Raw genomic sequence first — 24644 nt, forward strand, 5'->3', positions numbered from 1 at the left:
GGTTTGCGTGGACAGTTCCCATCGGGTAAATCCCGACGGGATGATCAGCAAATAGCAACGGAAAGCTAAGAATGGACTTAAGATAACCTTAAAATTGCCTTAGAGCGGTAAAAACGAGTTATTTGTTCAAATCAGAAGCTTTGGTGGGGCGGTTTTCCGGCGAAGCATGCAGAACGGCTTCGGCCAGGAAGCCTTCTTTCAGGTGTTCGTACATCGACCGCGAATCGATCAACGACGCGACAAGTTGGGCTGTCAGGCCGCCGAGCAGCAGCGGAAAGATGGCGGAATGGCGGTCGGTCATTTCCAGTACCAGAATAGCCGCCGTAAACGGGGAACGAACCACGCCGGTCAGGAAGCTTACCATACCCACCAGGATGACCACAGTGGTTTCATGCGGACCGATGGCCAGCACATGGGCGACCAGATCGCCCAGCACGGCCCCGGCACTCAGGGACGTGGCAAAAATACCCCCCGCGCCCCCGCTGCTGTAGCTCAGCATCATGCCGCCGATGCGTGCCGGAAAAACGTACCAGGGCACCTCGCCCGGATGGTTAAACAGCAGGTGATTGATGAGCGGTTTTCCGGTTCCGGCCGCATCCAGCCCGATGCCGTATAGCAAACCAGCAAAGAGCAGCCCGCAACCGACCACCCACAGCAACCGTTGCCAACCGGTTTGCCAGCGTTTGCGGTATTGGTTGATCATGACCAGCAACTTCCCGAAGAGCGCTCCTGCCAAACCGGCGGTCAGGGCCGTGATGAAAGCCACACCCAGAAACGGCAGACCGGTGGCCGGAATAACCGGATAGCCCAGATAAAGATACGATCCGAGGAGGGCCTGAGCCGTCATTCCGGCGATGATGACGGCGGTAAAAACGGCGGTGCGGTACAGCGTGATGTGCGTCTGGGTCAGTTCCTCCACCACGAATACGATACCACCCAGGGGCGTGTTAAAGGCCGCAGCCAGCCCGGCAGCTCCGCCCGTAACGAGCACAATCTGCCGCGAGAGCTGGGGCCAGCCTTTGGGTTGCAGCCGGTTGATAAGCTGAAACAGCGAGGCCGAAATCTGGATGGTGGGTCCTTCGCGCCCGATGGCCCCTCCGCCGAGCAGCAGAATGCCGCTGCTCAGGATTTTTACTAAAGCAATGCGCAGACTGAGTAAGTACGAAATTTTGGTGTGTTGGGCGGGCGTTGCCAGTTCGATGGCTGCCATGAGTTGCGGAATTCCACTGCCCCGAGCTGCCGGGGCCAGCCACCGGACCAGGCCCCACGAAGCCACAAAGCAAACCGGGGTGAACAGAAAAATCCATTCCGGCCGGGCGCTGAACCAGGTCTGAAAAGTGGATTCAGCCCAGGCAAACAGCCGCTCGTAGCCGACGGTAACCAGGCCGGTCATCAACGAAGCTATCCAGAACGGAATGGATTGCAGGGTGGTCCGCCGGACTCGCTCGTTGTAAATGGATCGAACAAAGCGGTTGTCGAAACGAGTTAATAGTCTCTGGTAGAGTAAGAACTTGTTTTTCATTAATGCGTAAGAAGTTCGACCGGCCGGAATTGGTGCGGAATAACCTGAAGATTAAACCGGTTTAGGTGCAATTAGTTGGATACAGCGTACGTTTTCCGGATTTGTTAAGGCCTGACTGATTTGCCGGAAGGCTTGGCGGCAAAGTATCTTGCAGGACTTAGAGCCTTCTTGGATCGACATTAGAAATTTATTAAAGGTAGCTATTTAGGACTTATATTGAGTTGATTTAATAAAATTAGCGTCTTTAAGCCTCTAGAGTACGCCATTCGACCGGGAGATGGATTAATTTTCCTGGATACCTTACCAAAATCATGATAGTTGAAGAACGAAATCAACCCCAGAAGCGACGCGAATCCGTCGGGACCACCATCCGCCGGTTTCTCAGCGAGCGATTTAGCCTGGAAGAAGACAAAGCCGACGAAGCCGAAATCATTCTGTCGATCAGCCGGGGCATCGAATTTCGGGGCACTAACCTCTGGGTGCTGATTTTTGCCATTTTCATTGCCTCCATTGGGCTGGATGTCAACTCGACGGCCGTCATTATCGGGGCCATGCTGATATCTCCCTTGATGGGGCCGATCATGGGCATTGGCCTGGGCGTGGGTATCAACGACCTGGCCCTGATTCAACGCGCATTCAAGAACTTGTCGATTGCGGTGATTATTAGCCTGATTACGTCCACGCTTTATTTTCTGGTCAGTCCGCTTCATATTGCGCAGTCGGAACTGCTGGCCCGAACCTCGCCGACGGTCTGGGACACGTTCATTGCTTTCTTTGGCGGTCTGGCCGGGATTGTGGCCGGGTCGCGCCGGGATAAGGTTAGCAACGTGATTCCGGGCGTTGCCATTGCCACGGCCTTGATGCCGCCTTTGTGTACGGCGGGTTACGGCATCGCCAACGGAAATTTGGCGTATTTTGTGGGCGCGTTTTACCTTTTTCTAATCAACAGCGTTTGCATCAGCCTGGCCACCTTTCTGATCGTGCGGTTTTTGGGGTATCACCAGAAGGAGTACGAGAACCCGGTCATTGAACATCGGGTGAAAAATACCATTCTGGTCGCGGTGTTGATTGTGCTCGTTCCCAGTACCTACCTGGGCTATCAGATTGTGCGGAAAACCATTTTTGAACAGGCCGCCAAGCGGTTTGTGAACAACGAAGGCAATTTTCAGTACCGGCAGGTGGTCAATTACACGGCGCGTTACCAGCGGGGTCAGAGCCGTATCGAACTTATGGTGGTGGGCGAACCGATGCCCGCCGATTCCATCCGGGCGCTCGAAGCCAAACTCCCGGCCTACGGGCTGCCCAACACGAAATTGATCATCAAACAGGGCGCTCTGAAGGACTCGGAGGTGGATGTCAACGCGATCACATCCACGGTTACTGATCAGATCATCAAATACAGCCAGAGTACCATCTCCCGCAAAGACCAGGTCATCGATTCGCTGCGGCAGCACATCGAGTCGGCGCAAACCGGCTCGTTGCCGGTCGCTGATCTGCGTGATGAACTCAAAACGCTGATGCCTGATGTGCAGACCTTTACGGCGGCCCGCTCGATGGTGATGGGACGCACCGGCACCCGACCCGACACGGTTTTGCTGGTCTACGCCAAATTCAGTCGACGGCATACGTCAGCCGAGAAAAAACGGATTGAAAACTGGCTCCGGAGCCGGACCAAAAGCCGGAAGATCAAGCTGATTGTGGAGTGATAGTGTTGCAACCACCGGGCAGATTGATGATCTGCCCGGTGGTTGCTCAATCTTACGCGTACTGAATTCCGTACCGGGCGGAGGCTTCCATGATTGCCTGAACCGCTTCGGCCGGGGGCGGCCCTTGCGGAGCGGGCGGCAGAACGCCTTCGGGAGCTTCCTCACTCAACTCATAGAAAAAGCCTTCAAACTGCCCGGGCGTCAGATACAACAGCGCCTTCGCGGTCGGAGTGACAACTTCAAATGCGTGCGGAATCATCCGGGGCAGAAAAACCGTATCGCCTGCCTTTGCATCGATAATCCGTTCGCCGATGGTGAAGCGCATAACCCCCTCCTGAATAAAGAAAAGTTCGTCTTCGCGCTCGTGAAGGTGCTTCGGCGGCTCGCAGCCCCGGCGCAGGATAATGTCGATCAGGGCAAAAGTCCCATTGGTTTGTTCGTTGGTGACGCGGAAGGTCATCAGATGGCCGTGGTGATTGCGAACGTCGCCAGCCTGAACGGCGGTTTTGGTGTGTGTGGTGATCATGAAAATAAGTAGTAATGTGACTAACGCTGTAAAATTGATGGGCGAAAACCGGGATACCGGCGGTCAGTCAAACCAACCGGTATAAAAGGCCGGTGAACCGGTAACAACGGCTGCCAAACGGCTTGCCCGGCCGGTCGTTGGATCTGTCTTTTTTTCGGTGTAGGTTTATGAAGTGATTAGTCGGTCAGCATGGATAAGACAGCCAGAATACTGGAAACCGCCCTGAAACTTTTTGTCGAATACGGTTTTCACGGAACACCCACCAGCCGGATTGCCAGTGAAGCAGGCGTCTCGAACGGAACGCTGTTTCACTATTTCAAAACCAAGGACGAACTGGTAGTGGCGCTGTACAACACAATCAAAGAAGAGTTGAACCAGTTTCTGGCCCGCCAAACCGACGACACGGCTCCGGTGAAGGAGAAATTCCGACGTTTGTTTATCGGGTCGGTGGAGTGGTCGCTGGACAACCGGGAGGCTTTCTACTTCCTCCAGCAGTTCCGGTTTTCCCCGCACCTGAGCCTGATTTCGGAGGAAGACAGGCATCGACAAACCGAGCTGCACAACCGGCTGCTTCGGGAAGCGATTCAGGCCAACATACTGAAACCGCTCCCGCCGGACTTACTGGCCGCGTTGATCGACAACCAGCTTTACGGTCTGCATCAGTACCTGGTGAAACAACCCGAAGCTGTTGACCGGCAATCCTTGATCAAGAACGTTTTTGAACTGACCTGGAAAATGGTCGCCAATCCCGAACAGCCATGAACACACCAAAAATCCGGGCCATTATTACGGGCGCCACCGGCATGGTGGGCGAGGGCGTGTTGCACGAATGCCTGCTGCATCCGGCGGTCGAAGCGGTTTTGATCATCAACCGGAAGCCGACCGGATTGGCCCATCCGAAGCTAAAAGAAATTGTGCATGCCGATTTCTACAACCTGTCGGCCATCGAAAGCCAACTGACCGGCTACAACGCCTGTTTTTTCTGCCTGGGCGTCTCGTCGGTGGGCATGAACGAAGGCGATTATTACAAGCTGACCTACACCCTGACGATGCACGTAGCCACCACGCTAAGCCGCCAGAATCCGGAGATGACGTTCTGCTACATCTCGGGAGCCGGAACCGACAGCACGGAAAAAGGCCGTTCGATGTGGGCGCGGGTGAAGGGCAAAACCGAAAATGACCTGGCGAAACTGCCGTTTAAACGGGTTTTCAACTTCCGGCCCGGTTTCATCAAACCGACCGAAGGCTTGAAGAACACGCTGACGATGTACCGGTATGTCGGCTGGCTGTTTCCGATTGGGCGGGCGCTGTATCCGGCCGGTTTTTGTACGTTGAAAGAACTCGGAACGGCCATGATCAAGGCGACCGGGATCGGTTACGAAAAACAAATTCTGGAAGGGAAAGACATTATTGAACTGGCCAACCGGTAAAACCGGGGGCGGCTAGGCGGTAAAAGTCCGTACCAGTTCGAGCCGGAAAATCGTCTGTCCGTCGCTGGATTGAACGGTTATTTTGCCCTGATGAAGCCGTACGATCCGTTCGACCAGCGACAGGCCGACGCCGTAGCCCCGGGTTTCGGCGGTTTTTCGACTGCGGTAAAACGGTTCAAAAATGTACGGCAAATCCTCCGCCGGAATGGGCACACCTGTATTTTCCACACTGATCAGGACGGTGGTTTCGTTGAAACGAACCTGAATCCGGGCTTTGCCGTCGTCTGAGAACTTGCAGGCATTTTCGGTCAGGTTTTTCAGGGCAATTCGGAGCAGAGCGGTGTTACCAGGTACCGCGAGTTGGTTAAAATCGTCGGGCAGTTCGTCAAAATAGACACTGACTTCGTAGCGCGGATTGGTTGCGCCAACTTCGTCCCGGATATCCCAGATCACTTCGTCCAGCCGCACCGAATCCGTCAGCAGGTTAACTGCCGACGCCTGGCTGACCTGCGAAAGCTGCAACAACTCCCGCGTCAGGGTCGATAAATCGCCTACATCGTCGAGCACCGAGCGGATGGTTTGCTCATAAACCGCCGACTCGCGCCGATTGAGCAGGGCCACTTCCAGTTGGGAACTGATTTGTGTCAGCGGGTTCTTGAGTTCGTGCGAAACGTTGGCGACAAACATGCGCTGAAGCCGAAACGATTCGTCGATGCGGTCGAGGAGCCGGTTGATGGTGGTTGACAGGCGGCTGATTTCGTCGTTATCGGCCCGGACGGGCAGGCGTTTCTGGAGGGTGTTCGGAAAAATATGATTTAGTTGCTGCTCCATGCGCTGGATGGGCCGAAGCACTTCACCGGCGTAAAGCCAGCCCGAAAAGGCGACAATGGCGACAATAACCCCGAATAACCCAATCAGCACAACCAGCATCCGGCGCAGAAACTGATCGCCATAGTGATTTTCGGCGCTGGCCAGCACCACGTACTGCTCCGCGTCGGTTTCGTACCGAATCCCGGTGACGTAAGCCGCGCCCTGCCGGAATTTTTTGCTTTTCTTTTTACGGATGGCGTCCAGGTCTTTTGTGGAAACTGCCAGTGGCCGCTGTTCATTGGTGATAAAAACCGGGCTGTTCCGACCGTCGTACACCGCCAGTTTCTGGGCCGGGAGCTGGTCTTTGCGCAGGCGGGTGATTTGCCCGAGCAGGTGGGGTTCCATCCGCTGCCGAATCAGCAGTTCGCCGACCGTATCGGCTTTCCGATCGAGTCGCCGGTAAAAATCCGAAGAAATGAAATACCAGCAAAACGCGTACAGACAGGCAAACGCCAGTGCCAGAATGGCCGAAACCAGTCCGGTAAAGCGAAGCGTCAGTCGGGTTCGAATGGTCATACGAGTGCGTCAGCGTATCCAGACGGAAGTTCGGGGCCGATTTACCGCAGCAACGCTGGAATATCGACCAGCCAGGCAATGAGCAGCGTCAGAATGAAGAGGCTCACCATCAAAATCATCAGCCAGTCGGGTCGCCAGGGTTCCGGATCGTCGAATCCCGAAGCGTCTGGTCGGCGGTGGGGCCGCGTCAGCGGGGTCGGCATTGGGCCGGACAGATGGCTGTTTCGCAGTTTAGTCATAAGGTCAAAAGATCACTTCGTGAACAAAACTGGCTTATAATGCTTAAACAGGGCTAAGGAATGGCTTAGAATTTACTTAGAAAACCGGTTTGATGGTTAACAAATATAAATTTATTCATTCTTCTTTCAGTACATACCCCATTCCAAACTGGGTGTGAATCAACTTTTTTGGAAAGTCCTTATCAATTTTCTTGCGCAAATAATTGATATATACTTCCACGACATTGGTGCTGGCGTCGAAGTTCAGGTCCCAGACGTGTTCGGCAATGTCGACTTTAGACAGCACCCGGCCCTGGTTTCGGAGCAGGTATTCGAGCAGGGCAAACTCCCGGGCGGTCAGGTCGACGGGCTGCCCATCGCGGCTGACGGTTTTGGCATCGAGGTTCATTTCCAGACCCGCAAACCGCAGCATTTGGGCCGTCATGGCCACCTGCGAACCACGCTTGGTGAGGGCCCGCACCCGGGCCAGCAACTCGGCAAACTGAAACGGCTTGGTCAAATACTGGTCCGTTCCGGCATCGAAACCCGTTACTTTATCGCTGGTTTCGCCCAGGGCCGTCAGCAACAGAATCGGCGTATTAACGCCCTGCGCGCGCAATTGCCGCACCAGCTCGAAACCGTTGATGCCCGGAATGATCACGTCGGAAATGATGGCCGCGTACGAATTTTTCAGAGCCAGCCGTTTGGCGATCAGGCCATCGTATGCAATATCTACCTCATATTGCGTTTCTTCCAGCCCCTGCCGGATCGCGTGCAGGGTTTTGGGCTCATCTTCCACCACTAAAATCTTCATTGTCAGAAAAAACGGTCTACTACAAGGAACTACCTGCGAACCGGTTTGTTCCGCAAAACGAAAAGCGCTTTTAGATTACGCCTTAAACCGGTCGCATCCTGGCTGCTTTTGCGGCAAGGATCAATCGGCTTTTCGGAGCCATCGGTCAAACCAGGCAAAGGCGTCGGTCTGCATGGTGGCGTCAAACTTGTGTCCACCGTCGTAAAATCGGCCCTCGTAACGATCCGGAACGCCAGCTTTGGCGTATATCGCGCGAAGCTGCTGATCGGCGGCCTCCATTTCCGGGAGCGTATACAATTCATCCTGTCGGTTGTTCTGGGTCAGCGTCGGGAGCGGCACGCGCAGTCCCAGAATCTCCGGGAAGTCCAGATACCGGGGCAGGCCCGGCACGTACGTCATCCAGGTGTGGGTGAACGATTTATGAAGGGCGAAATCTTTCCAGGTCGTCATAAAACCGACGCAGACACAGCATTTAATACGCGGATCAAGCCCCGCCAGATACACCGTTCGGAGACCACCGCCGGACAGACCGCCACAGCCTACCCGCTGCGGATCGACATCGTTTCGGGCGCACAAAACCGATAGCGCCACCTGATCTTCCGTCAAAAAAACACCGGGCCAGGTGGTTCCGGCACAAAACAGGGATTTCGACATCACATGCTCGTGTTCAGCGGCCCAGCGGTTATAGGTTTCGATCTGTTCGCTATTTTCCGAACCGTCCTCCGTTTTATCGGCCGTTTTCAGCGGGCCGTAGGTTAGTCCGGTTACCTCTTCGTACCGGACCCGGCGGTTTCCGAAGGCAAAGGCATCGTGAACCAGGACGACGTACCCTCTTTTTGCGATGTCATTGGCCCAGGCCCGGCCGCTGTAATCTTCCTGCTGGTGTTCGGCCAGAAGCGGATGTTGATCGGAGCCGGTTTTCACGATTTTTCGGTAGCCAAAATATTTCTTTCCGCCGTGATCGTGCAGGGCTAGAATGGCGGGTAAAGGTCCGGTTGCGTTTTTGGGCTTCAAAAGCAGGGCTTTCGTCGGTCGGCCATACGGAAGCTGCCACGAAAGCTCCTCAATGTGCAAACCGTCGTATTCGAACGTGCGGTCTACGGTAACGCCGGGAATTGCTGGTAGCGAAGGCGCTGCCAGCAATTCCCGGCTTTTATTCAGGGCTTCCTGTTTCCAGCGGGCCAACTGCCCCGCTTTCCACCGGGTATTGCGGAATGAAAGCGTCGGCTGGCTGTGGAGCGACATAGCCCAGGGGCCGTAGGGGCCAATAAGGCTCTTGGTTTCTGCTGAAGTGTCGGGTACAACCGGCTGATTCACGGTTTTCCAGGCATCAGGCCAGGTAGAAGCAGTGGGTAAAAACGGAACGGTTCCGGTCAGGAGCGACGACTTGAGAAACGTTCGGCGAGACGGGTTGGCTTTCATGACGACGCAAAAGTATCGGGGATAGGATCGGTGAAAACAGGTTAAACTACACGAGAAGCCGTGAATCACCGGAGCAACGCTCCGGCGTACTTACAAAACATCCTCTTCACTAAGCAAATTCTAAGCAGATCTTAATTGGCTCCTAAGAAAACCGCCTTTGTTTTGTCCCAGCGATAGCAATACGCTAACATACGCTAACAAGAGTGTGCTTACTGTACAGTGCGTTTTTAGGTTTGTCTATAATAGTGGATAGCCACCGAAGGGGAGTTCGGTGGCTATTTTGTTGCTGGATTTATCGCAGAAAAATTCCACCCAGAAGTACCAGCCAGAACCTGAAAAAGGCCATCTGGTTTTTAAGGGCCGAGAGTGCCTTGTACAGCAGGTTGGCCACCGACTGGCGGTTAATTTCCATCAGTTCGGCGATTTGTTCGTTGTCGAGCCCTTTGTAAAATTTCAGAAAAACCACTTCCTGTTGTCGTTTCGGTAGCGCGTCGATGGCTTCCCGGATTCGGCGTTGGCTTTCGGTGTCGGCTTCGCTGCGTTCGATGGTGGTTTCGATGGTTTCCCAGTCGGAAAGCTGGCTGACTTCCTGAAAATAGGGTACCGAAACCGCCTGCTTGCTCCGCCGAACCTCCTGTAAAAGCTGGTTCCGGAGCGACTTGAACAAATAAATGGACACAAACTGGATCGTCAGCGTCTGGCGTTTCTCCCAGATGTTGATGAAAATTTCCTGGATCGAGTCTTTGATGAATTCGCGGTCGGTCGTGAAGTTGGTCGCGTAGCTGAATAGAGAACGGTATTGTGATTCGGCCAGTTGGCAAAACGCCAGCTTGTCTCCGGCCTTCGAGCGATGCCAGAGCTCCAGCAAATACGTGTTTTCTTCGATGATGCGATTGCGGGAATCCAACGTACCTCAATGTTATCAGCAAGTAAAATAACAGCAATAGTTGGTAAAACATAAATAAAAGACCGGTCTTTTGCGATTTATGCAAGTAAAAGCCGCAAAAATCCCAGATTGGCCGAATAAAATTTGTGTTAGCAGAGGGCAGAGGGGTAGGGGCAGAGGGTTGCTGACGCGTTCTATTCCTGCGGAACACCCTCTGCCCCTACCCCTCTGCCCTCTGCTCTTTCACTCCTGAAACGTAACGCTGTTCAACTTCAAAATCGATTCGTTGGGCTTGGTGGGTTTGATGGCGAAGAAGTACACATCGTGCCGACCCGAAACCGGTTTGCTGATCGTGCCGGTCAGTTCTTTCAGCGTGTTGCCGTTGCCGGTGGGTTGATAAGGCGTAGTGCTGATGATCGGCCCGGCCTGCGAGTCGATGCGCACCTGAATATCACCCGCGTGTTCCGACGAGGCATATTCGTAAACGAACTTCCGGATGTTGGTCAGGTCGATGTTCTTCAGCAAAATATACGCCTTGTGCCCGCCTTGCGACAGGTTTTTGCCAAACCGGTTAAAACCCGGGTGCGCGTCGGCGTAAATCGCCAGCACTTTCGCGTTTCGGAGTGTAACGGCTTCCGCGCCGGTCAACGGACCCACCACCTGGCCACCTTTGTCGGTGTACGACGCCAGCAGCGTGTACTGGCCGTTCGGTTCGTCTTTCTGGTGATCATTTAGCGCCAGCGATCCTTGCAAAGGCACGGTTTTCGGCGCATGCGGTTTATCGGTCAGCGAGAAAATGTAGCGAACCATTTCCTGCGCATCGGTCAGCGGAATCTGCGGGTGGGCGCTCATGACGTGGGTCGTTCCCCAGTTGCCACCCCCGCCGTTGATGATTTTCGTCGCCAGTTTATCAAGGGCATCGGGTTGGCTTTTGTACCGCTGCGCCACGGCCAGTAGCGACGGCCCGACCGACACTTTATCCACCGTGTGGCAGGCTTTGCAGTCGCTGGCGTCCATCAATTGCTTGCCGGGCGGGTTGCTCACCAGCACCGACGTGGGCGACTTGGCCGCGCTGGCGTCGAGCGTGCTCGGCTGCGGATTGTAGACATACGACACTTTGATCCGCTTCGGATCGATTTTTCCGTCTTCCTTGTCCTGCACCTTCACCGTGTACGCAAACGGTTTACCTTCCCAGAAAAACGACTTGTTCTGCGTGCTGGCAATCGCAACGGCCGGTTTGGTATTCCCAACCTGTACGATAACCGTGTCTCGGCCCACCAGACCGGCCCGGTCCCTGACTTGCAAAATGGCTTTATAGACGCCCGGTTTGGTGTATGTATGCGTCGCGTTCAGCGTGGTTGCGCCCACGGTTTTTCCGTCGAACAGCCATTGGTAGCTGACCTCGTCATCGTCGTCAAGGTCGCGGCTGCCCCGGCCGGAGAACATCACCCGCAACGGAGCGGCACCGGAGGCTTCGCGCAGGATCGGGAAATTCCGGCGTTCGGACGTCAGAAAAACCGTCCGATCCAGGCGGTTTTCAATGGCCGTATCCTGCACACTGGCCTGGGCCACGGGCGGACGGTTTCCGGTGTTATACTCAATTTTGACCAGCCGGGCATCCTCATTATCAGCGCCGTACACCGAACCGTATTCGAGCATGTACATCACGCCATCAGGTCCGAAATCCAGATCGATAGGCCGCCGGAAGTCACCGTTGCCGGGCATGAACGGTTCGTTGCGGACGTAGTTTTCGTTTTCGTCGAACGTGAGCGCCAGCACCCAGTTCCGCATCCAGTCGAAGACAAACAGCTTGCCGTCGTAATACTCCGGGAATTTGCTGGTTGATGTCGACTGTTTGTCAAACGTATAAAACTTGCCCGCCATCGCGCTGCGACCGCCCTGGCCGAGTTCCGGAAACTCGTCCGAAGCTGCGTACGGATACCAGATCATCGCGGGCGTGGCCGGGGGCAACTGGTTCAGGCCAGTGTTGTTCGGCGAGTTGTTGACGGGTGCGTTCGGATCAAATTTCGGGCCGGCGGTTTTGGTCGCAAAATCCCAATCGACGTAGGCGTAATTGTTCCCGACGAACAACGGCCAGCCAAAATTTCCGGCTTTTTTCGCTTGATTAAACTCGTCGTACCCGCGCGGTCCCTGCGCCCCTTCTTTGCCCGCATCCGGCCCGATTTCGCCCCAGTACAATACCGACGTTTTCGGGTTGACGGCAATGCGGTACGGATTCCGGCAACCCATCACGTAAATTTCCGGCAGCGTTTTGGGCGTTCCTTTTGCAAATAAATTACCGTTCGGAATCGTGTAGGTGCCATCCGGTTCGGGGTGAATCCGTAGTACTTTTCCTTTCAGATCGTTCGTATTGGCCGACGAGCGTTGCGCATCCAGGCTGTAAAATTCCGGGCCGGGGCGCTCGTCCATCGGCGAATAACCGTCGGACGGAAACGGGCTGGAACTGTCGCCGGTCGACAGGTAGAGGTTGCCGTCCTTGTCCCAGGCCAGCGAGCCGCCGTGGTGCGAGCCGCTGTTTTTCTGCACCGGCACTTTCAGCAGAATCTTCTCCGACTTCAAATTCAGCGTGTTGTTCGCCAATACCGTAAACCGCGAAAGCTGAAAATTGATCGGTTCTTCGGTCTGACCGGCCGGGGCATAATAGACAAAAATGTGCTGATTCTTCGCAAAATTCGGGTCCACCGTTACGCCGATCAAACCCGTTCCGCCCGCGTAGGTGATCGGAAATTTGTGCACCAGCGACTGCTTCCGGGTTTTGGTGTCGTAGACCGACAGATTGCCCTGAATTTCTGTAAAAAACACCCGTCCATCGGGCGTGACGGCCAGTTCCATCGGCGACGCCAGGTCGTTGACCAGCACGGTTTTGACGAAGCGGTTCGGTTCGGGCGTTACTTTGGCGTAGGATTTTTTGTAATCCAGCGGTTTTCCGTCGCCGATGGCGTATTTAATGCCGCCCAGCAGGTGGTTGAGAAACAGCGGTTCGCTGTAGCTTTCGTCGGTGTGACCGTTGCCGGTGTAGAAGGCCCGCCCGCCGTCGAACTCGTGGTACCAGCTAATCGGGTGATTGGCGCCGTTGGTGCCGCCCTCGTAGCTGTTTTCGTCGAGGTAGGCCAGCGGTTTGATGCCCGTGTAAAACGACCGGTAATTGTACCACTCGTCGGTACGCTCCCAGTGTTCCGGGAGTTGAACCGTCGAAACGTGTTGGTGATCGGTGACATCGACGGTGGCTTTCCGAACGTTCGAATTGTGCGGATGGCTGGCAAAATGCGCGCCCATCAGCTTGCCGTACCAGGGCCAGTCGTATTCGGTATCGGCAGCCGCGTGAATCCCGACGTAGCCACCCCCGGCCTGGATGTAGCGCTCAAAAGCCGCCTGTTGGTCGCCGTTCAGGACGTTGCCGGTCGTGTTGTTGAAGATCACAGCCGCGTACTGTTTCAGGTTTTCGTCGGTGAACAGGGCGGCATTTTTGGTCGTATCCACCAGGAAATTATTCTCCCGGCCCAGTTTCTGAATGGCCGCGATGCCAAACGGAATGGACGTGTGTTTCCAGCCTTTGGTTTTCGAAAACACCAGCACACGCACCGGGTCGGCCACCCGGACCGTCAGGCTGGAATGCAGCAGAAAGGCGATGCTGAGAATAAAAAGGGAACTGATGCGCATTAGTAATGACCGGGTCATTCTCTTTTCAATTAACGGGTTTTTAGGAATTTTGCTTTTTTATCGTACCCACGGACTAAATAGTCCGTGATAGTTAATTTTATCATCCAGATGGAAAAAACTCAAAAACACGGACTGAAGTCCGTGGGTACGGTTGTACCTTGAGCGCGTTGGTCCCGGCGGCTGGGTGGGGATCGAAAAACCGGCCCGGAGCGGAACCGCATGCCAGGCAGGAAACGCCCGGCAACCCCGGCGGGAGTGGCCGGGTTTTGGAAAACAATTGCATGTTTCATCATAGTTAATAGGTTCAGGAAACCGTTCCGAACGAAAGCGTTAAAAACGATTACTGTTAAAGCCGATTGTTTGACAAATCTGCTCGATCCATTACCAAAAATAGTACTATTTTCTTATTGAACAATCCAGCTTTTACATGTTACAACTCAACCACATTCACCACATTGCCATCATTTGTTCCGATTACGAACGATCGAAGCGGTTTTACACCGAAATTCTGGGACTGCAAATCATTCAGGAAGTGCACCGCGCCGAGCGCAACTCCTATAAGCTGGATCTGGAACTGAACGGCCAGTACGTGATCGAGCTGTTCTCGTTTCCGAATCCGCCCGCACGGCCCTCCCGGCCCGAAGCACTGGGCTTACGGCATCTGGCGTTTGCGGTTTCGGACGTGGAAGCGGCTAAAAAGGAGTTGGAAGGGCACGGTATTGACGTAGAACCCGTCCGGATCGACGCGCATACCGGGCGACGGTTTACGTTTTTCAGCGATCCGGATGGATTACCGTTGGAGTTTTATGAAGAATAGGTAGAGGCTTTTGCCCCCAACCCCCTGAAGGGGGCTTATTGATCCGGTTTTGTAAGCCCCCTTCAGGGGGTTGGGGGCCTTCTAATGAACCGTCGAGAGTTGCGCACCGGCGCTTTGCTGGCGGCAGTACTGATAAGCTTCGATCAGGCGGTTGTGTTTCTGGTGGTTTTTGAGCCAGTTGCGGGCGGACGTTTGCTGGATCAATCCCTGCATGCAGGGGTAGTTGGCAAAAGCGGCCTCCAGGTTATGCCGGTTTAACGACAACACCGGCTCGTCGGGCGTCACGCTGAAGAAATAATGTTCCGTGGCGCCTTCCCCAAACTCCGACTGGCGGTAGAGCGTCAGCGTTTTTTCCTGCACCACTTCGTAGGTATTGCCCAGATACAGCCGGTACAAGGTTCCGTCGGTTTGCCTGTACCCCCAGAGTTGTTCGGTGGGGGCGGCTTTTTTCTGCCCTCCGTCGTCACCTGAACCTGGTACGGATGCCAATGGACTTTTACCGCCCGAAGGTCCGGTTTTTCCACCTGATAACCGCCCGCGTCAGTGCGGTACACCAGTTGGTAATGCGACTGGCTGGTTCGGCAGCCCTGCGCCAGCAACAGCACCGCGATAAGTCCGATCAATAACCGTTTCATCGCTTGCTGGCGTTTATGGCCTGACCATCGCGGATTTCTTCCGAAGCGATCCGGACGATGGGTTCGCCCGCAGCCCGCCGAATACTTCGACCAGGCTGTCGAGCGTATTGCCTTTTTCGACGCTTACCCACTCGGCTTTGTTGTTATTGACCCGAATCACGAACGTTTTTTCGCTGGAACTGACCACGGCGGTTTTCGGCACAAACAACGTGGGGGCCGTCCGCTCGATCGGCAACCGAACCTCGGCGTACATGCCGGGCTTGAGCAGCTGCGTTTTATTATCCACGTCGAACTCGGCCATCATCGCCCGGTTGGCTTCCACCAGGCTCTGGGCGCTCCGGGCCAGCCGCGCATTGAATTGTTGTTCCGGCATGGCGCTTACGGTGAACGAAACCGCACTTTTCTTCGGAAGCTGGTTCGCAAACGTTTCCGGAATCCCACCGTCAGGCGCAGCGTCCGGCTGTCTTCTAGCACAAACAACGGTTTGGCGTTGCTGTCGCCCGCGCCGACCAGCGCCCCGGCACTGACGTTCCGCTCCGTAATCACACCGTCGAATGGGGCAACGATGGTCAGGTATTGACGCAGCTCTTTTTTGGTCTGGTAATTGGACCGGCTGGCCTGAATATTTCCCGTGGCCACGGCGACCGTCGCGCTGTCGGCCTGCATCCGGGCCTGCGCCTGATCGAGTTCGTGCAGCGAAACCGCCCCTTCCACTTTGCTGGTTTGTACCAACCGGTTGTACGTCAGCCGACTGGCGCGAAAACGGGCCATTTGCTCGTTGATGGCGGCTTCCTGGGCCTGCAACTGGGCCTGCGCCTGGCTCAGTTCCGACAACACTTCCGGCGCATCGAGCACCGCCAACACCTGCCCTTTCCGAACCACCGAACCCCGATCCACGCGCACATCGCGAATGAATCCTTTCACTTTGGCATACAGGCTCACCCGGTTCCAGGGTTTCAGTTCGCCCGGCAACACAATCTGCTTGCTGGGACGCATCGTCTGCACCTCCGCCGTAGCAACTTACTGCGTTTCAGGCTCTTTCACGGTTTTCTTTTCTTCCCTGGAAGCTGAGGTGCAAGCCGCCATACCGGCTGCGGCAACAACGGGCCAAACGAGGGTTAAAAACGGTTTCATGCGACAGTACGCAGGGGTTGGTGATAAAATTTGCTGTCCGGATCTTCCGGATCGAGGGATACCGATTGAAGCGTGGCTTTGGTCTGGAATTGCGTGAACACGCAGGGTAAAATCAATAGGGCGGCCAGGGTCGAGGCAATGAGCCCGCCGATGACGGCCTGACCGAGCGGGGCAATCTGATCACCGCCTTCGCCCATTCCGGACGCCATCGGCACCATCCCGGCAATCATGGCGATACTCGTCATCAGAATCGGACGAATCCGGCTGTTGGCCGCCAGTACTACGGCTTTGCGCGTGTCACCGGTTTCCAGCCGTAAATTCTCCGCGTTGGTCACCATCAGAATGGCATTCGCGACCGACACGCCCACGGACATGATCAGGCCCATGTACGATTGCAGGTTCAGCGTGGCCCCGCAGGCCAGCAGCATCAGCAGCGCCCCGGCGACCACCGCCGGAATAGCCGCCAGAATGACGAGCGACAATTTAAATGACTGGTAATTAGCCGCCAACAACAGGAAGATGATCACAATGGCGACCAACAAACCGGTTTGCAAACTGCTCAGCGTATCGGTCAATAGGTTGGTTTGCCCCCCCATTTCGACCAGGACGCCCCGGGGCGACTCGCCCGCGTTTTTGATGGCCTGCTCCACGGCTTTTTGCGCCGAGCCCAGGTCTTTTTTCTGCAAATTGGCCGTAATCGTGACCAGCCGGTTCGGCCCGGCCGTATTCGCCGGGGGCGGTGTCTTCCGAAAACGTCGCGACATCCGACAGCAGTGGGTGCATTTCGCCACTTTTCAACGGAATATTGCCGATGTCGGTGGCACTGCTCATTTTGTATTCCGGGATCTGGACCTGCACCTGATAGGCCAGCCCTTTCGATTCATCGAGCCAGAGGTTTTTGTCCGTAAACCGGCTGGACGAGGTCGCGGCCACCATCGAGCGGGCGACCTGCGTGGACGTAACGCCGAGTTGCCCCGCCCGTTCGCGGTTCATCGTCACTTTCAGGATGGGATACGCCAGCGGTTGGGCGATCTGCACATCGCGCAGGAAGTCAATTTTCGCCATTTCCTGCCGGATTTTGTTGGCAAACCGCCCGGCTTCGTTCAGGTCTTTGGCGGCCACCGTCACCTCAATCGGCGTGGAAGCACCCTGGCTCATAATCTTTTCGGTCAGCTCGATGGGTTCGAAGGAAATGCTGGCCGTGGGCAATGCCTTAGCGATGCGCGTCCGTAAGTCTTCCTTCAAATCATCCATCTTCACCGGATGTTCTTCGTTCAGTGAGACCTGCAAAACCGCTTCGTGGGGGCCGCTGTTGAACACAAAGATGTTGGACGTTCCGTAGCTGGACGGCACCGTGCCGACGTATGTCGACGAAATTTCGACGTTCTCGGCCCCAACGGCTTCTTTAATAATATCCAGCACTTTCAGCGTGGCGGTTTCGGTGCGTTCCACCCGCGTTCCGTCGGGAATCCGCAGCCGCATCTGGAACTGGTGGCTATTGCCGTGCGGCAGAATATCCGTCCCAATCACCATGAAACAGACGACAATAATCACCAGACTACCAATCAGATACCCCCCAACAACCAGACCGCGTCGGTTCAGAATTTTTTCGAGTGCGTTGGAATACCGCTGCTTAAACTTGTCAAAACCGGTCGGATTTTTGGCAGGATGCGCGGCTTCGTCCAACATCATATGACGTTCGTCCGCATCGAGCGCCAGCGTAGCGGCTTCGTGTTCAGGATGGCTTTTCAGTAACCAGTTGGCCAGAACCGGCACGAACGTTTGCGAGAGCAAAAACGACGCAATCATGGCAAAACCAACCGACAACGACAACGGCAGGAACATCGAGCGCGGCACCCCGCTCATCACGAAGGCCGGGGCAAAAACCGCCAGAATCGCCAGCAGAATCAGGAATTCCGGGAAAACGATTTCTTTACAGGCGTCCCAGATCGCAACGGCTTTCGGTTTGGCTGACGTGCCCCGGCCCATTTCCAGGTGCTGGTGAATGTTTTCAATCGTCACCGTCGCCTGATTTACCAGAATCCCGATGGCCAGCGCCAGGCCCGACAGCGTCATGATGTTGATGGTTTGCCCGAACAGATTGAGCATAATCACCGCCGACAGAATCGAGATCGGAATCGTGACGACCACGATGATCACGCTGCGCCAGTCGCGCAGGAACAGCAACACCATCAAACCGGTCAAAACCGCCCCCAAAATCCCTTCCGTCACCAGACTCTTCAGGGCGTTGGTCACGTACACCGACTGGTCGAATTCGTAGGAAATCTTGACATCTTCCGGTACAGCGGCCCGCAATTCGGGCAACGCCTTGCGAATGTTGTTCACGACATCGAGCGTCGAAGCATCCGATTTTTTCACGACCGGACCGCCCGGCGTCCGTTGACGAGGGCGTAACTCACCGTCACGTCGGCGCCGTCTTCCACCGTCCCGATATCCCGCACAAAAACCGTCGGCCCCGAGCCCACGCGAATGGGGATGTTCAGGAAATCTTCCAGTTTTTTGACCAGCGAGTTCACCGGCGTCATCAACGCCTTGTCTCCAATCCGGATGTTCCCGGCGGGCGATGGCTGGTTGTTGATCACAATCGATTTGATGACTTCTTCCGGCGTCAGCTGGTAACTGCGCACCCGTTGCGGATCAACTTTGATGATCACCGTCCGCTGGTTCCCGCCGAACGGCGGAGGACTCGACACCCCCGGAATCCGGGAGAACATCGGCCGCACCCGCGAGGAGGCAAAATCCTGAATTTCGTTCAGCGAGCGACTCTGGCTTTCGAACACCAACTGCCCCACCGGCACCGAACTGGCGTCGAACCGCACCACCTGGGGCGGCACGGTTCCTTCGGGCATGTAGGCCTTCGCCCTCGAAACGTTGTTGGCGACCTCCGCAGCCGCCTGGGCCATGTCGGTACCCGGGTAAAACGAGAGTTTGATGAGCGACAAGCCCTGGATGGTTTTCACGTCGATGTCGCGAATCCCGGACACGTACAGAAAGTGGTCCTGGTAGCGGGTGGCGATAAAACCGTCCATCTGGTCGGGGGCCATCCCCCCGTAGGGCTGCACCACGTAGATCGTCGGCAAGTCCAGGTTCGGGAAAATATCCACCGGGATCGTAAACAGCGACATCACCGAGAAAAACAGAATGCCGAGCACCAAGACCACCACCGAAATGGGCTTCCGCAGCGCGGAACGAATGAGTTGATACATAGTTTCAGTTCATAGTTTATGGTTTAGAGTTTATGGTTTAGAGTTTATGTTGCTTAAAGTGCAAATACGAATGCGTCAGCAACTATAAAACATGAACCATAGACCATAAACCGCTTATTTAATTTGGTTCATAAACAGCGACAGGTCTCCCTCGGCGGCCGCTTTCAGGAGGAGGAACCGCCAGACGTTGCTGGTGGCGACGTAGCCATCCGTTTCGGCCCGGTTGAGGGTGACGAAACTTTGCAGCAGCGTGGGCAGGTCGGCCAGACCGTTCTGGTAGCGGGCCTGCGCCTGGTTGTAGGCCTGCCGGGCGGCCCGGAGTTGGACGGGAGCCTGCCGGGCCTGTTCCAGCCCGACGGCCAGTTGCGTTTCGGCCTCCCGGTTTTGCCGGGTGATCCGCAGTTGCTGGTCGTTGTAGAGTTGCCGAAACCGCTCGACCTGAAATTGCTCCGCGCGGTAATCGTATTTGAGCCGAATTGTATTGGTCAGGTTCCAGCGGGCAACGACGCCGAACAGGTAATTATAGGCCTGATAACCAAGACCCTGATTGAAATCCATGCGGAACGACTCATCGGCATTGGTTAAACCGGAGCCCCGCGCCCAACCCGCGCCGACCAGCGAAATGGACGGCAACATAGACCGTTGGAGGGCGACACTGCGGGCCGACGAAAGATTGATCTGGGACTGGAAAAACCGCAAAACCGGGTTTTTCGGCGAAATCGAATCGGACTGGAAATGGGTTTGCGGCAAGGTCGTGTAAAACCGCATGCTATCGACCCGGACGCCGGCCTGTACCTGCCCGACGAGTTCCGACAACCGCAGCCGTTGCACCTGCTCGCGCTGCTCGCTTTCCAGTACTTGCAGCCGGGCCCGGACGAGTTCGGCGGTGGCCAGTGAACTGTCAACGCCCGCCCGCATCCCGGAATTGACGCCCGCATCGACCACGTTTTTGAAGGTCTGCGCCCGTTCGAAGTTCGCGCGTTGCACATCCACCAGTTTCTGATTGACCAGCAGCGTTAAATAGGCGTCGATGATCCGGATCTGGTGCTGAAAAATTTCGTTTTCGTAGTCCGTTTGCGAGCGGTTCCGATCAGCTTCGGCGGCTTTGACGTTGGCTTTCACCCGCCCGAAATTGACGATCCGCCAGTCGATGACCGCGCTGACGAAACTACCGGTCGTTCCCCGGTAAATATTGTCGGGCCGGATGCCGCCGGAAGTCGAAATGGATGTTCCTTCGTTGGGAAAAAACGAGCCGTTCAGGGCGTTGCTGGTCGAGTAGGTGTACTGATCCTGCACGATCATGCTCGGCAGAAACTCGGTCCGGCTGGACTGAATCCGTTTTTCGGCGCTGTGGATTTCGGCCTGTTTGGATTTCAGGAACGGATACGCCTGCGTGCCCTGCTCGATGGCCTGCGCCAGCGTTAGGGTTTGCGCCTGAGCGGCGCCGGACCTTAGCAACCAAACCCCGATTGTAGTCGTCAGCAAACCAATACGGTATGGGCGGAACCAAGAAGTGGACTGTTTCATTGGCGACTAGCTTTTCGGTGATGGTGACAAAACCGTGACAAGTGCCTGCAAAACAAACGGCTGATTCTGGAAACAATTGGGAAATATGGACCGGATTCCTGAAATCCGTCCATGAAGCCTCTAGTGCAACAAGTTGGGAAATTCCCGTCCGGCTATCCGATCAAATCGGTATTATTCAATTTAATGTCAGTAGAGCAACTGTTTTCGGGCCTTTTGCGTTATACTTGTATTCCATAACCGAACCGACTACCGTTCAGCATGATTTTTAAATTCTTATTCGTTCTGCTGCTTCTGATTGCGTTCGTACCGCCGGTACGGCGGTTTTTCTTCTGGTTGCTGGTCGGTCGGCAATTGGCGAAGGAGCAGCGAAAAGCCAATGAGCAATTCAACCGGGGAACACGCGAAGGCGAAACCCGCGTCCACTCGACCGCACCCGGCGTCACCGATTCCCGCATCAAAGGCGGAGAATATGTAGATTACGACGAAGTCAAGTAACGATTTACTGCCCGACTTCCCGTTCTTTCTGGTATTTGACGGCCATTCCCCGCATCGAGTAGCCATTTACCGTCGCCGAGCTATAATACTGATACCGAACGGCAATCAGCGCATCGGCTCCGATCTTTTTGGCCTGCATCGTCAGCCGCGCCAGCATTAGTTCCTTCTGTTCGACGTTGTTACCCCGTTTCACCATTCGGCCTCCCTTCTGCGGTTGCTGCTGGTTGGCCAGCGGCACTTCTTCTTTGTATTCCAGCCACTCCAGTTCCGTGAACGGCCGATCGGGCTGTTGGTTTTCGTAGAATACTTCGACCGGATAATTGGGCGACATGGCAATCGGAATCGCCGGACGAAAGCAGCCCGCCATCAGGACCAAAACCGCCATCCAGGCCAGTGCACCACACTTCGCTATTCGATATTCATTATTCATTATTCATTGTAATTAACAATTTCTCCACAATTTCCGGATAAAACCGATGTTCCAGCACCTGCACTTTTCGGGCCACATCCTCGGGCGTGTCCTGTGGGTCGAGGTCGCAGGAAGCCTGGAAAATGATGTTTCCTTCATCGTAGTGCTCGTTCACGTAATGAATCGTGATGCCCGAGGTCCGCTCCCCGGCCGCGACCACCGCTTCGTGCACGAAATGCCCGTACATGCCTTTGCCGCCGTAGTTGGGTAATAACGCCGGGTGAATGTTGATCATCCGCTGCGGAAAAGCCTGCACCAGCGTTTCGGGAATCAGCCACATAAAACCGGCTAGCACCACCAGGTCAATTTCTTGTTTTTGAAGCAGTTCCACCAGGCGGTTGCTTTCGTAAAACGTCGCCCGATCGAACACCAGCACCGGAACGTGCAGCCGCTGATCCGGCCCGAACCCCCGGCGGGCGCGGTCGATAATCCCGGCTTTGGGGTTGTTGGTCAGAATCAGCGTAACCTCAATGTCCGGGTGACCGGCCAGATGACCGGCAATTTTCTCGGCGTTCGTTCCGGAGCCGGACGCAAAAATGGCAACTCGCTTCATGGATTGATTAACTGGAAAACGCAATAACGCTGCAAACCTACGTATCTTTCGGAAAATTTGATGATATTAGGCCTATGCTTCACGCGCGTCAACTGACCTTTTCGTATTCACCCACCAAGCGGTTCTCGTTTCCGGACATTCGCTGCAACGATGGCGAAGCGGTTTTGATTTTGGGCAAATCGGGCACGGGCAAAACCACCTTGCTCCACCTGCTGGCCCTGCTGCTGCGCCCCGAAAGCGGGTCGGTAATCATCGACAAAACCGATCTGGCCCAACTTCCCGCATCTCAAACGGCTCCGTTTCGGGCGGCACACGTCGGAATTATCTACCAAAAACCACATTTTGTCAGCTCGTTGTCCGTTCTGGACAATCTGCTGATGGCGAATTATTTAGCCAAAAAAACGCAGGACAGAGGCCGCGCCCGCGAACTAGCCGCGCACCTAGGCTTTGCCGATCATCTGGACAAGCGAACCCACCAGATGAGCCAGGGGGAGCAGCAGCGCGTCAGCATCGCCCGGGCCGTGATGAACAAACCGGGGGTCATTCTGGCCGACGAACCCACCTCCAGCCTGGACGATGTCAACTGCGCCCGGGTGGTGGCCCTGCTGCGCGAGCAGTCCGAGCAGATCGGGGCCAGCCTGATTGTGGTCACGCACGACCAGCGGCTGAAGGACGAATTTTCCAATCAGGTGATTTTGTAAAAGAGCAGTTGGGTGGATAAAAGATGCTGGATAGGCTGGAACTGGATACTGGATACTGAAAATGAGATAGAAATTCTAATCATCTGCCACTCACTATCTAGTATCAAGCATCCAGTATCTAGCATCAATTATCTAGTATCCAGCATCAAGCCATCCATCGAATCGATCCCGGTATTTCTAACACGGACTAACTACAACCATGAATCTGCTAAAAATAAGTTGGGCGAACCTGAAAGATAAACCGCTGAGTAGCTTCCTGAGCGGTTTGCTGATGACGCTGGGCATCACCATTATTTCGCTCTTGCTGCTCCTGAACAAGCAACTCGACGAGCAGTTTTCCCGCAACGTCCGGGGCATCGATATGGTGCTCGGGGCCAAAGGCAGTCCGTTGCAACTCATTCTGTCGAGCATTTACCAGATCGACGCGCCCACGGGCAACATTCCGCTGGACGAAGCCGAACGATTGACCCGCAACCCGATGATCCAGACCGCCATTCCGCTGTCGATGGGCGATAGTTATCAGACTTTCCGCATTGTCGGCACGAACAAAAAATACGTCGACCATTTTGAAGCCACCGTCGATCAGGGCGCGCTGTTTCAGAAAGACCTGGAAGTGACCATCGGCGCGCGCGTGGCCGAAGTAACCGGTCTGAAACTGGGCGACACCTTTGCCGGTTCGCACGGGCTGGACGGCGAAGGCGAAGAACACGGCGACAAAAAATACAAAGTGGTTGGAATTTTCAACCCGAGCAATACCGTCATCGACCAACTGATTCTGACGCCGATTTCGAGCGTCTGGGCCATTCACGAGCACCATGAGGAGCATGAAGGCGAGACTAAGAGCGAAGGCGTTGAAGTGCTCGAAGAAGATCATGAACACGAGCACGAGGCCGAAGCGCCCCGCGAAATCACCAGCATGTTGATCAAATTCCGGAATCCGCTGGGTATGATGATCGCGCGCGGGATCAACAACAACTCCAAGTTGCAGGCGGCTTTGCCCTCGATCGAAATTAACCGGCTGTTTTCGCTGCTGGGCGTCGGTGTTGACACGCTGCGTGGACTGGCTGTTGCTATCATGCTCATCGCCGGAATCAGCGTTTTCGTGTCGCTGTATAATTCGCTGAAAGAGCGCAAGTACGAGATGGCCCTGATGCTTTCGATGGGTGCCGGACGCACCCAACTATTCGGAATGCTGCTGCTGGAAGGGCTCGTGCTGTCGCTGATCGGGTTTGTGCTGGGCCTGGTCCTGAGCCGTGTCGGTTTGCTGCTACTCTCCACCCGGGCCGAACAGAGCTTTCACTACAGCCTGAACAACCTCAGTATTTTGCCGGAAGAGTGGCTCGTGCTGGGCGTAGCGGTTTTGATCGGCATCGTCGCAGCCGCCCTCCCGGCCCTCGGCGTCTACCGGATGAACATTTCGCAGACGCTGGCGGAGGAATAGGTTCGTTGTTGAGTTTATGGTTTATCGTTTCTAGTTGGAACCATAGACGATAAA

The 24644-nt window shown here is 55.3% G+C and carries 22 protein-coding genes and 1 pseudogene; 8 read left to right on the forward strand and 15 right to left on the reverse strand.

Going from position 1 to position 24644, the window contains the following annotated elements:
- Positions 1–118: 118 nt before the first annotated feature.
- Complete coding sequence (locus ACO2Q8_RS11370; protein ID WP_423344930.1) at positions 119–1522, reverse strand: chloride channel protein; 1404 nt, start codon at positions 1520–1522, stop codon at positions 119–121.
- Positions 1523–1833: 311 nt separating this feature from the next.
- On the opposite strand from ACO2Q8_RS11370, the gene ACO2Q8_RS11375 reads away from it, so the two are divergent.
- Positions 1834–3228, forward strand: coding sequence for a TIGR00341 family protein (locus ACO2Q8_RS11375; RefSeq protein WP_423344931.1), 1395 nt, complete (start codon positions 1834–1836; stop codon positions 3226–3228).
- Between the two features lie 52 nt (positions 3229–3280).
- On the opposite strand, the gene ACO2Q8_RS11380 is transcribed toward ACO2Q8_RS11375, so the two are convergent.
- On the reverse strand, positions 3281–3754 hold the full coding sequence (locus ACO2Q8_RS11380; protein ID WP_423344932.1) for a cupin domain-containing protein: 474 nt from the start codon (positions 3752–3754) through the stop codon (positions 3281–3283).
- 189 nt (positions 3755–3943) lie between these two features.
- On the opposite strand from ACO2Q8_RS11380, the gene ACO2Q8_RS11385 reads away from it, so the two are divergent.
- Together ACO2Q8_RS11385 and ACO2Q8_RS11390 are read left to right on the forward strand one after the other, a co-directional pair.
- Positions 3944–4516 (forward strand): TetR/AcrR family transcriptional regulator, encoded by a 573-nt coding sequence (locus ACO2Q8_RS11385; RefSeq protein ID WP_423344933.1) that lies wholly within the window; start codon positions 3944–3946, stop codon positions 4514–4516.
- Positions 4513–5184: an NAD-dependent epimerase/dehydratase family protein gene (locus ACO2Q8_RS11390; RefSeq protein ID WP_423344934.1), complete on the forward strand. Its 672-nt coding sequence runs from the start codon at positions 4513–4515 to the stop codon at positions 5182–5184. Before ACO2Q8_RS11385 ends, ACO2Q8_RS11390 begins: the two co-directional genes overlap by 4 nt.
- A 12-nt stretch (positions 5185–5196) precedes the next feature.
- Here the strand turns inward: ACO2Q8_RS11390 and ACO2Q8_RS11395 are convergent, their stop codons facing one another.
- From ACO2Q8_RS11395 to ACO2Q8_RS11420, 6 genes are all read right to left on the reverse strand, one after another.
- The gene (locus ACO2Q8_RS11395) at positions 5197–6570 is read right to left on the reverse strand and encodes a sensor histidine kinase (RefSeq protein ID WP_423344935.1); all 1374 of its coding nucleotides are present in this window, start codon (positions 6568–6570) and stop codon (positions 5197–5199) included.
- Between the two features lie 41 nt (positions 6571–6611).
- A complete protein-coding gene (locus ACO2Q8_RS11400; protein ID WP_423344936.1) occupies positions 6612–6809 on the reverse strand; it encodes a hypothetical protein in 198 nt (65 codons plus the stop codon).
- A gap of 115 nt (positions 6810–6924) precedes the next feature.
- Positions 6925–7602: a response regulator gene (locus tag ACO2Q8_RS11405; RefSeq protein ID WP_423344937.1), complete on the reverse strand. Its 678-nt coding sequence runs from the start codon at positions 7600–7602 to the stop codon at positions 6925–6927.
- A gap of 120 nt (positions 7603–7722) precedes the next feature.
- Positions 7723–9024, reverse strand: a complete 1302-nt coding sequence (locus ACO2Q8_RS11410; RefSeq protein WP_423344938.1) for a hypothetical protein — start codon at positions 9022–9024, stop codon at positions 7723–7725.
- Positions 9025–9316: 292 nt separating this feature from the next.
- The gene (locus tag ACO2Q8_RS11415; RefSeq protein ID WP_423344939.1) at positions 9317–9931 is read right to left on the reverse strand and encodes an RNA polymerase sigma factor; all 615 of its coding nucleotides are present in this window, start codon (positions 9929–9931) and stop codon (positions 9317–9319) included.
- Between the two features lie 222 nt (positions 9932–10153).
- Positions 10154–13591, reverse strand: a complete 3438-nt coding sequence (locus tag ACO2Q8_RS11420) for a ThuA domain-containing protein (protein WP_423344940.1) — start codon at positions 13589–13591, stop codon at positions 10154–10156.
- A gap of 427 nt (positions 13592–14018) precedes the next feature.
- Here ACO2Q8_RS11420 and ACO2Q8_RS11425 point away from each other — a divergent pair, with 427 nt between their 5' ends.
- On the forward strand, positions 14019–14408 hold the full coding sequence (locus ACO2Q8_RS11425; RefSeq protein ID WP_423344941.1) for a VOC family protein: 390 nt from the start codon (positions 14019–14021) through the stop codon (positions 14406–14408).
- 81 nt (positions 14409–14489) lie between these two features.
- Here ACO2Q8_RS11425 and ACO2Q8_RS11430 read toward each other — a convergent pair whose 3' ends face one another.
- On the reverse strand, positions 14490–14897 hold the full coding sequence (locus ACO2Q8_RS11430; RefSeq protein WP_423344942.1) for a hypothetical protein: 408 nt from the start codon (positions 14895–14897) through the stop codon (positions 14490–14492).
- On the opposite strand from ACO2Q8_RS11430, the gene ACO2Q8_RS11435 reads away from it, so the two are divergent.
- On the forward strand, positions 14897–15034 hold the full coding sequence (locus ACO2Q8_RS11435) for a hypothetical protein (protein ID WP_423344943.1): 138 nt from the start codon (positions 14897–14899) through the stop codon (positions 15032–15034). The genes ACO2Q8_RS11430 and ACO2Q8_RS11435 overlap by 1 nt on opposite strands.
- A 22-nt stretch (positions 15035–15056) precedes the next feature.
- Here the strand turns inward: ACO2Q8_RS11435 and ACO2Q8_RS11440 are convergent, their stop codons facing one another.
- The 4 genes and pseudogenes from ACO2Q8_RS11440 to ACO2Q8_RS11455 form a co-directional block, all read right to left on the reverse strand.
- Positions 15057–15416 (reverse strand): efflux RND transporter periplasmic adaptor subunit, encoded by a 360-nt coding sequence (locus tag ACO2Q8_RS11440; RefSeq protein ID WP_423344944.1) that lies wholly within the window; start codon positions 15414–15416, stop codon positions 15057–15059.
- A gap of 5 nt (positions 15417–15421) precedes the next feature.
- Complete coding sequence (locus ACO2Q8_RS11445; protein WP_423344945.1) at positions 15422–16039, reverse strand: efflux RND transporter periplasmic adaptor subunit; 618 nt, start codon at positions 16037–16039, stop codon at positions 15422–15424.
- 134 nt (positions 16040–16173) lie between these two features.
- Positions 16174–19404 (reverse strand): annotated as a pseudogene (locus ACO2Q8_RS11450) (efflux RND transporter permease subunit).
- Positions 19405–19518: 114 nt separating this feature from the next.
- The gene (locus tag ACO2Q8_RS11455; RefSeq protein WP_423344946.1) at positions 19519–20862 is read right to left on the reverse strand and encodes a TolC family protein; all 1344 of its coding nucleotides are present in this window, start codon (positions 20860–20862) and stop codon (positions 19519–19521) included.
- Between the two features lie 327 nt (positions 20863–21189).
- Between ACO2Q8_RS11455 and ACO2Q8_RS11460 the strand changes: the two genes are divergently transcribed.
- A complete protein-coding gene (locus tag ACO2Q8_RS11460; protein ID WP_423344947.1) occupies positions 21190–21426 on the forward strand; it encodes a DUF4834 domain-containing protein in 237 nt (78 codons plus the stop codon).
- A 4-nt stretch (positions 21427–21430) separates the two neighbouring features.
- Here ACO2Q8_RS11460 and ACO2Q8_RS11465 read toward each other — a convergent pair whose 3' ends face one another.
- Positions 21431–21856 carry a hypothetical protein gene (locus tag ACO2Q8_RS11465; RefSeq protein ID WP_423344948.1) on the reverse strand — a complete coding sequence of 142 codons (426 nt, stop codon included), beginning with the start codon at positions 21854–21856 and terminating at the stop codon, positions 21431–21433.
- Positions 21849–22448, reverse strand: coding sequence for a phosphoribosylglycinamide formyltransferase (locus tag ACO2Q8_RS11470; RefSeq protein WP_423344949.1), 600 nt, complete (start codon positions 22446–22448; stop codon positions 21849–21851). The genes ACO2Q8_RS11465 and ACO2Q8_RS11470 overlap by 8 nt, the downstream gene beginning before the upstream one ends.
- 74 nt (positions 22449–22522) lie before the next feature.
- On the opposite strand from ACO2Q8_RS11470, the gene ACO2Q8_RS11475 reads away from it, so the two are divergent.
- Together ACO2Q8_RS11475 and ACO2Q8_RS11480 are read left to right on the forward strand one after the other, a co-directional pair.
- Positions 22523–23149: an ABC transporter ATP-binding protein gene (locus ACO2Q8_RS11475; RefSeq protein ID WP_423344950.1), complete on the forward strand. Its 627-nt coding sequence runs from the start codon at positions 22523–22525 to the stop codon at positions 23147–23149.
- A gap of 199 nt (positions 23150–23348) precedes the next feature.
- Complete coding sequence (locus tag ACO2Q8_RS11480; protein WP_423344951.1) at positions 23349–24590, forward strand: ABC transporter permease; 1242 nt, start codon at positions 23349–23351, stop codon at positions 24588–24590.
- Positions 24591–24644: the final 54 nt, after the last annotated feature.

It is taken from the genome of Larkinella sp. VNQ87, from assembly GCF_049445795.1.
In the GTDB taxonomy this organism is placed as follows: Bacteria; Bacteroidota; Bacteroidia; order Cytophagales; family Spirosomataceae; genus Larkinella.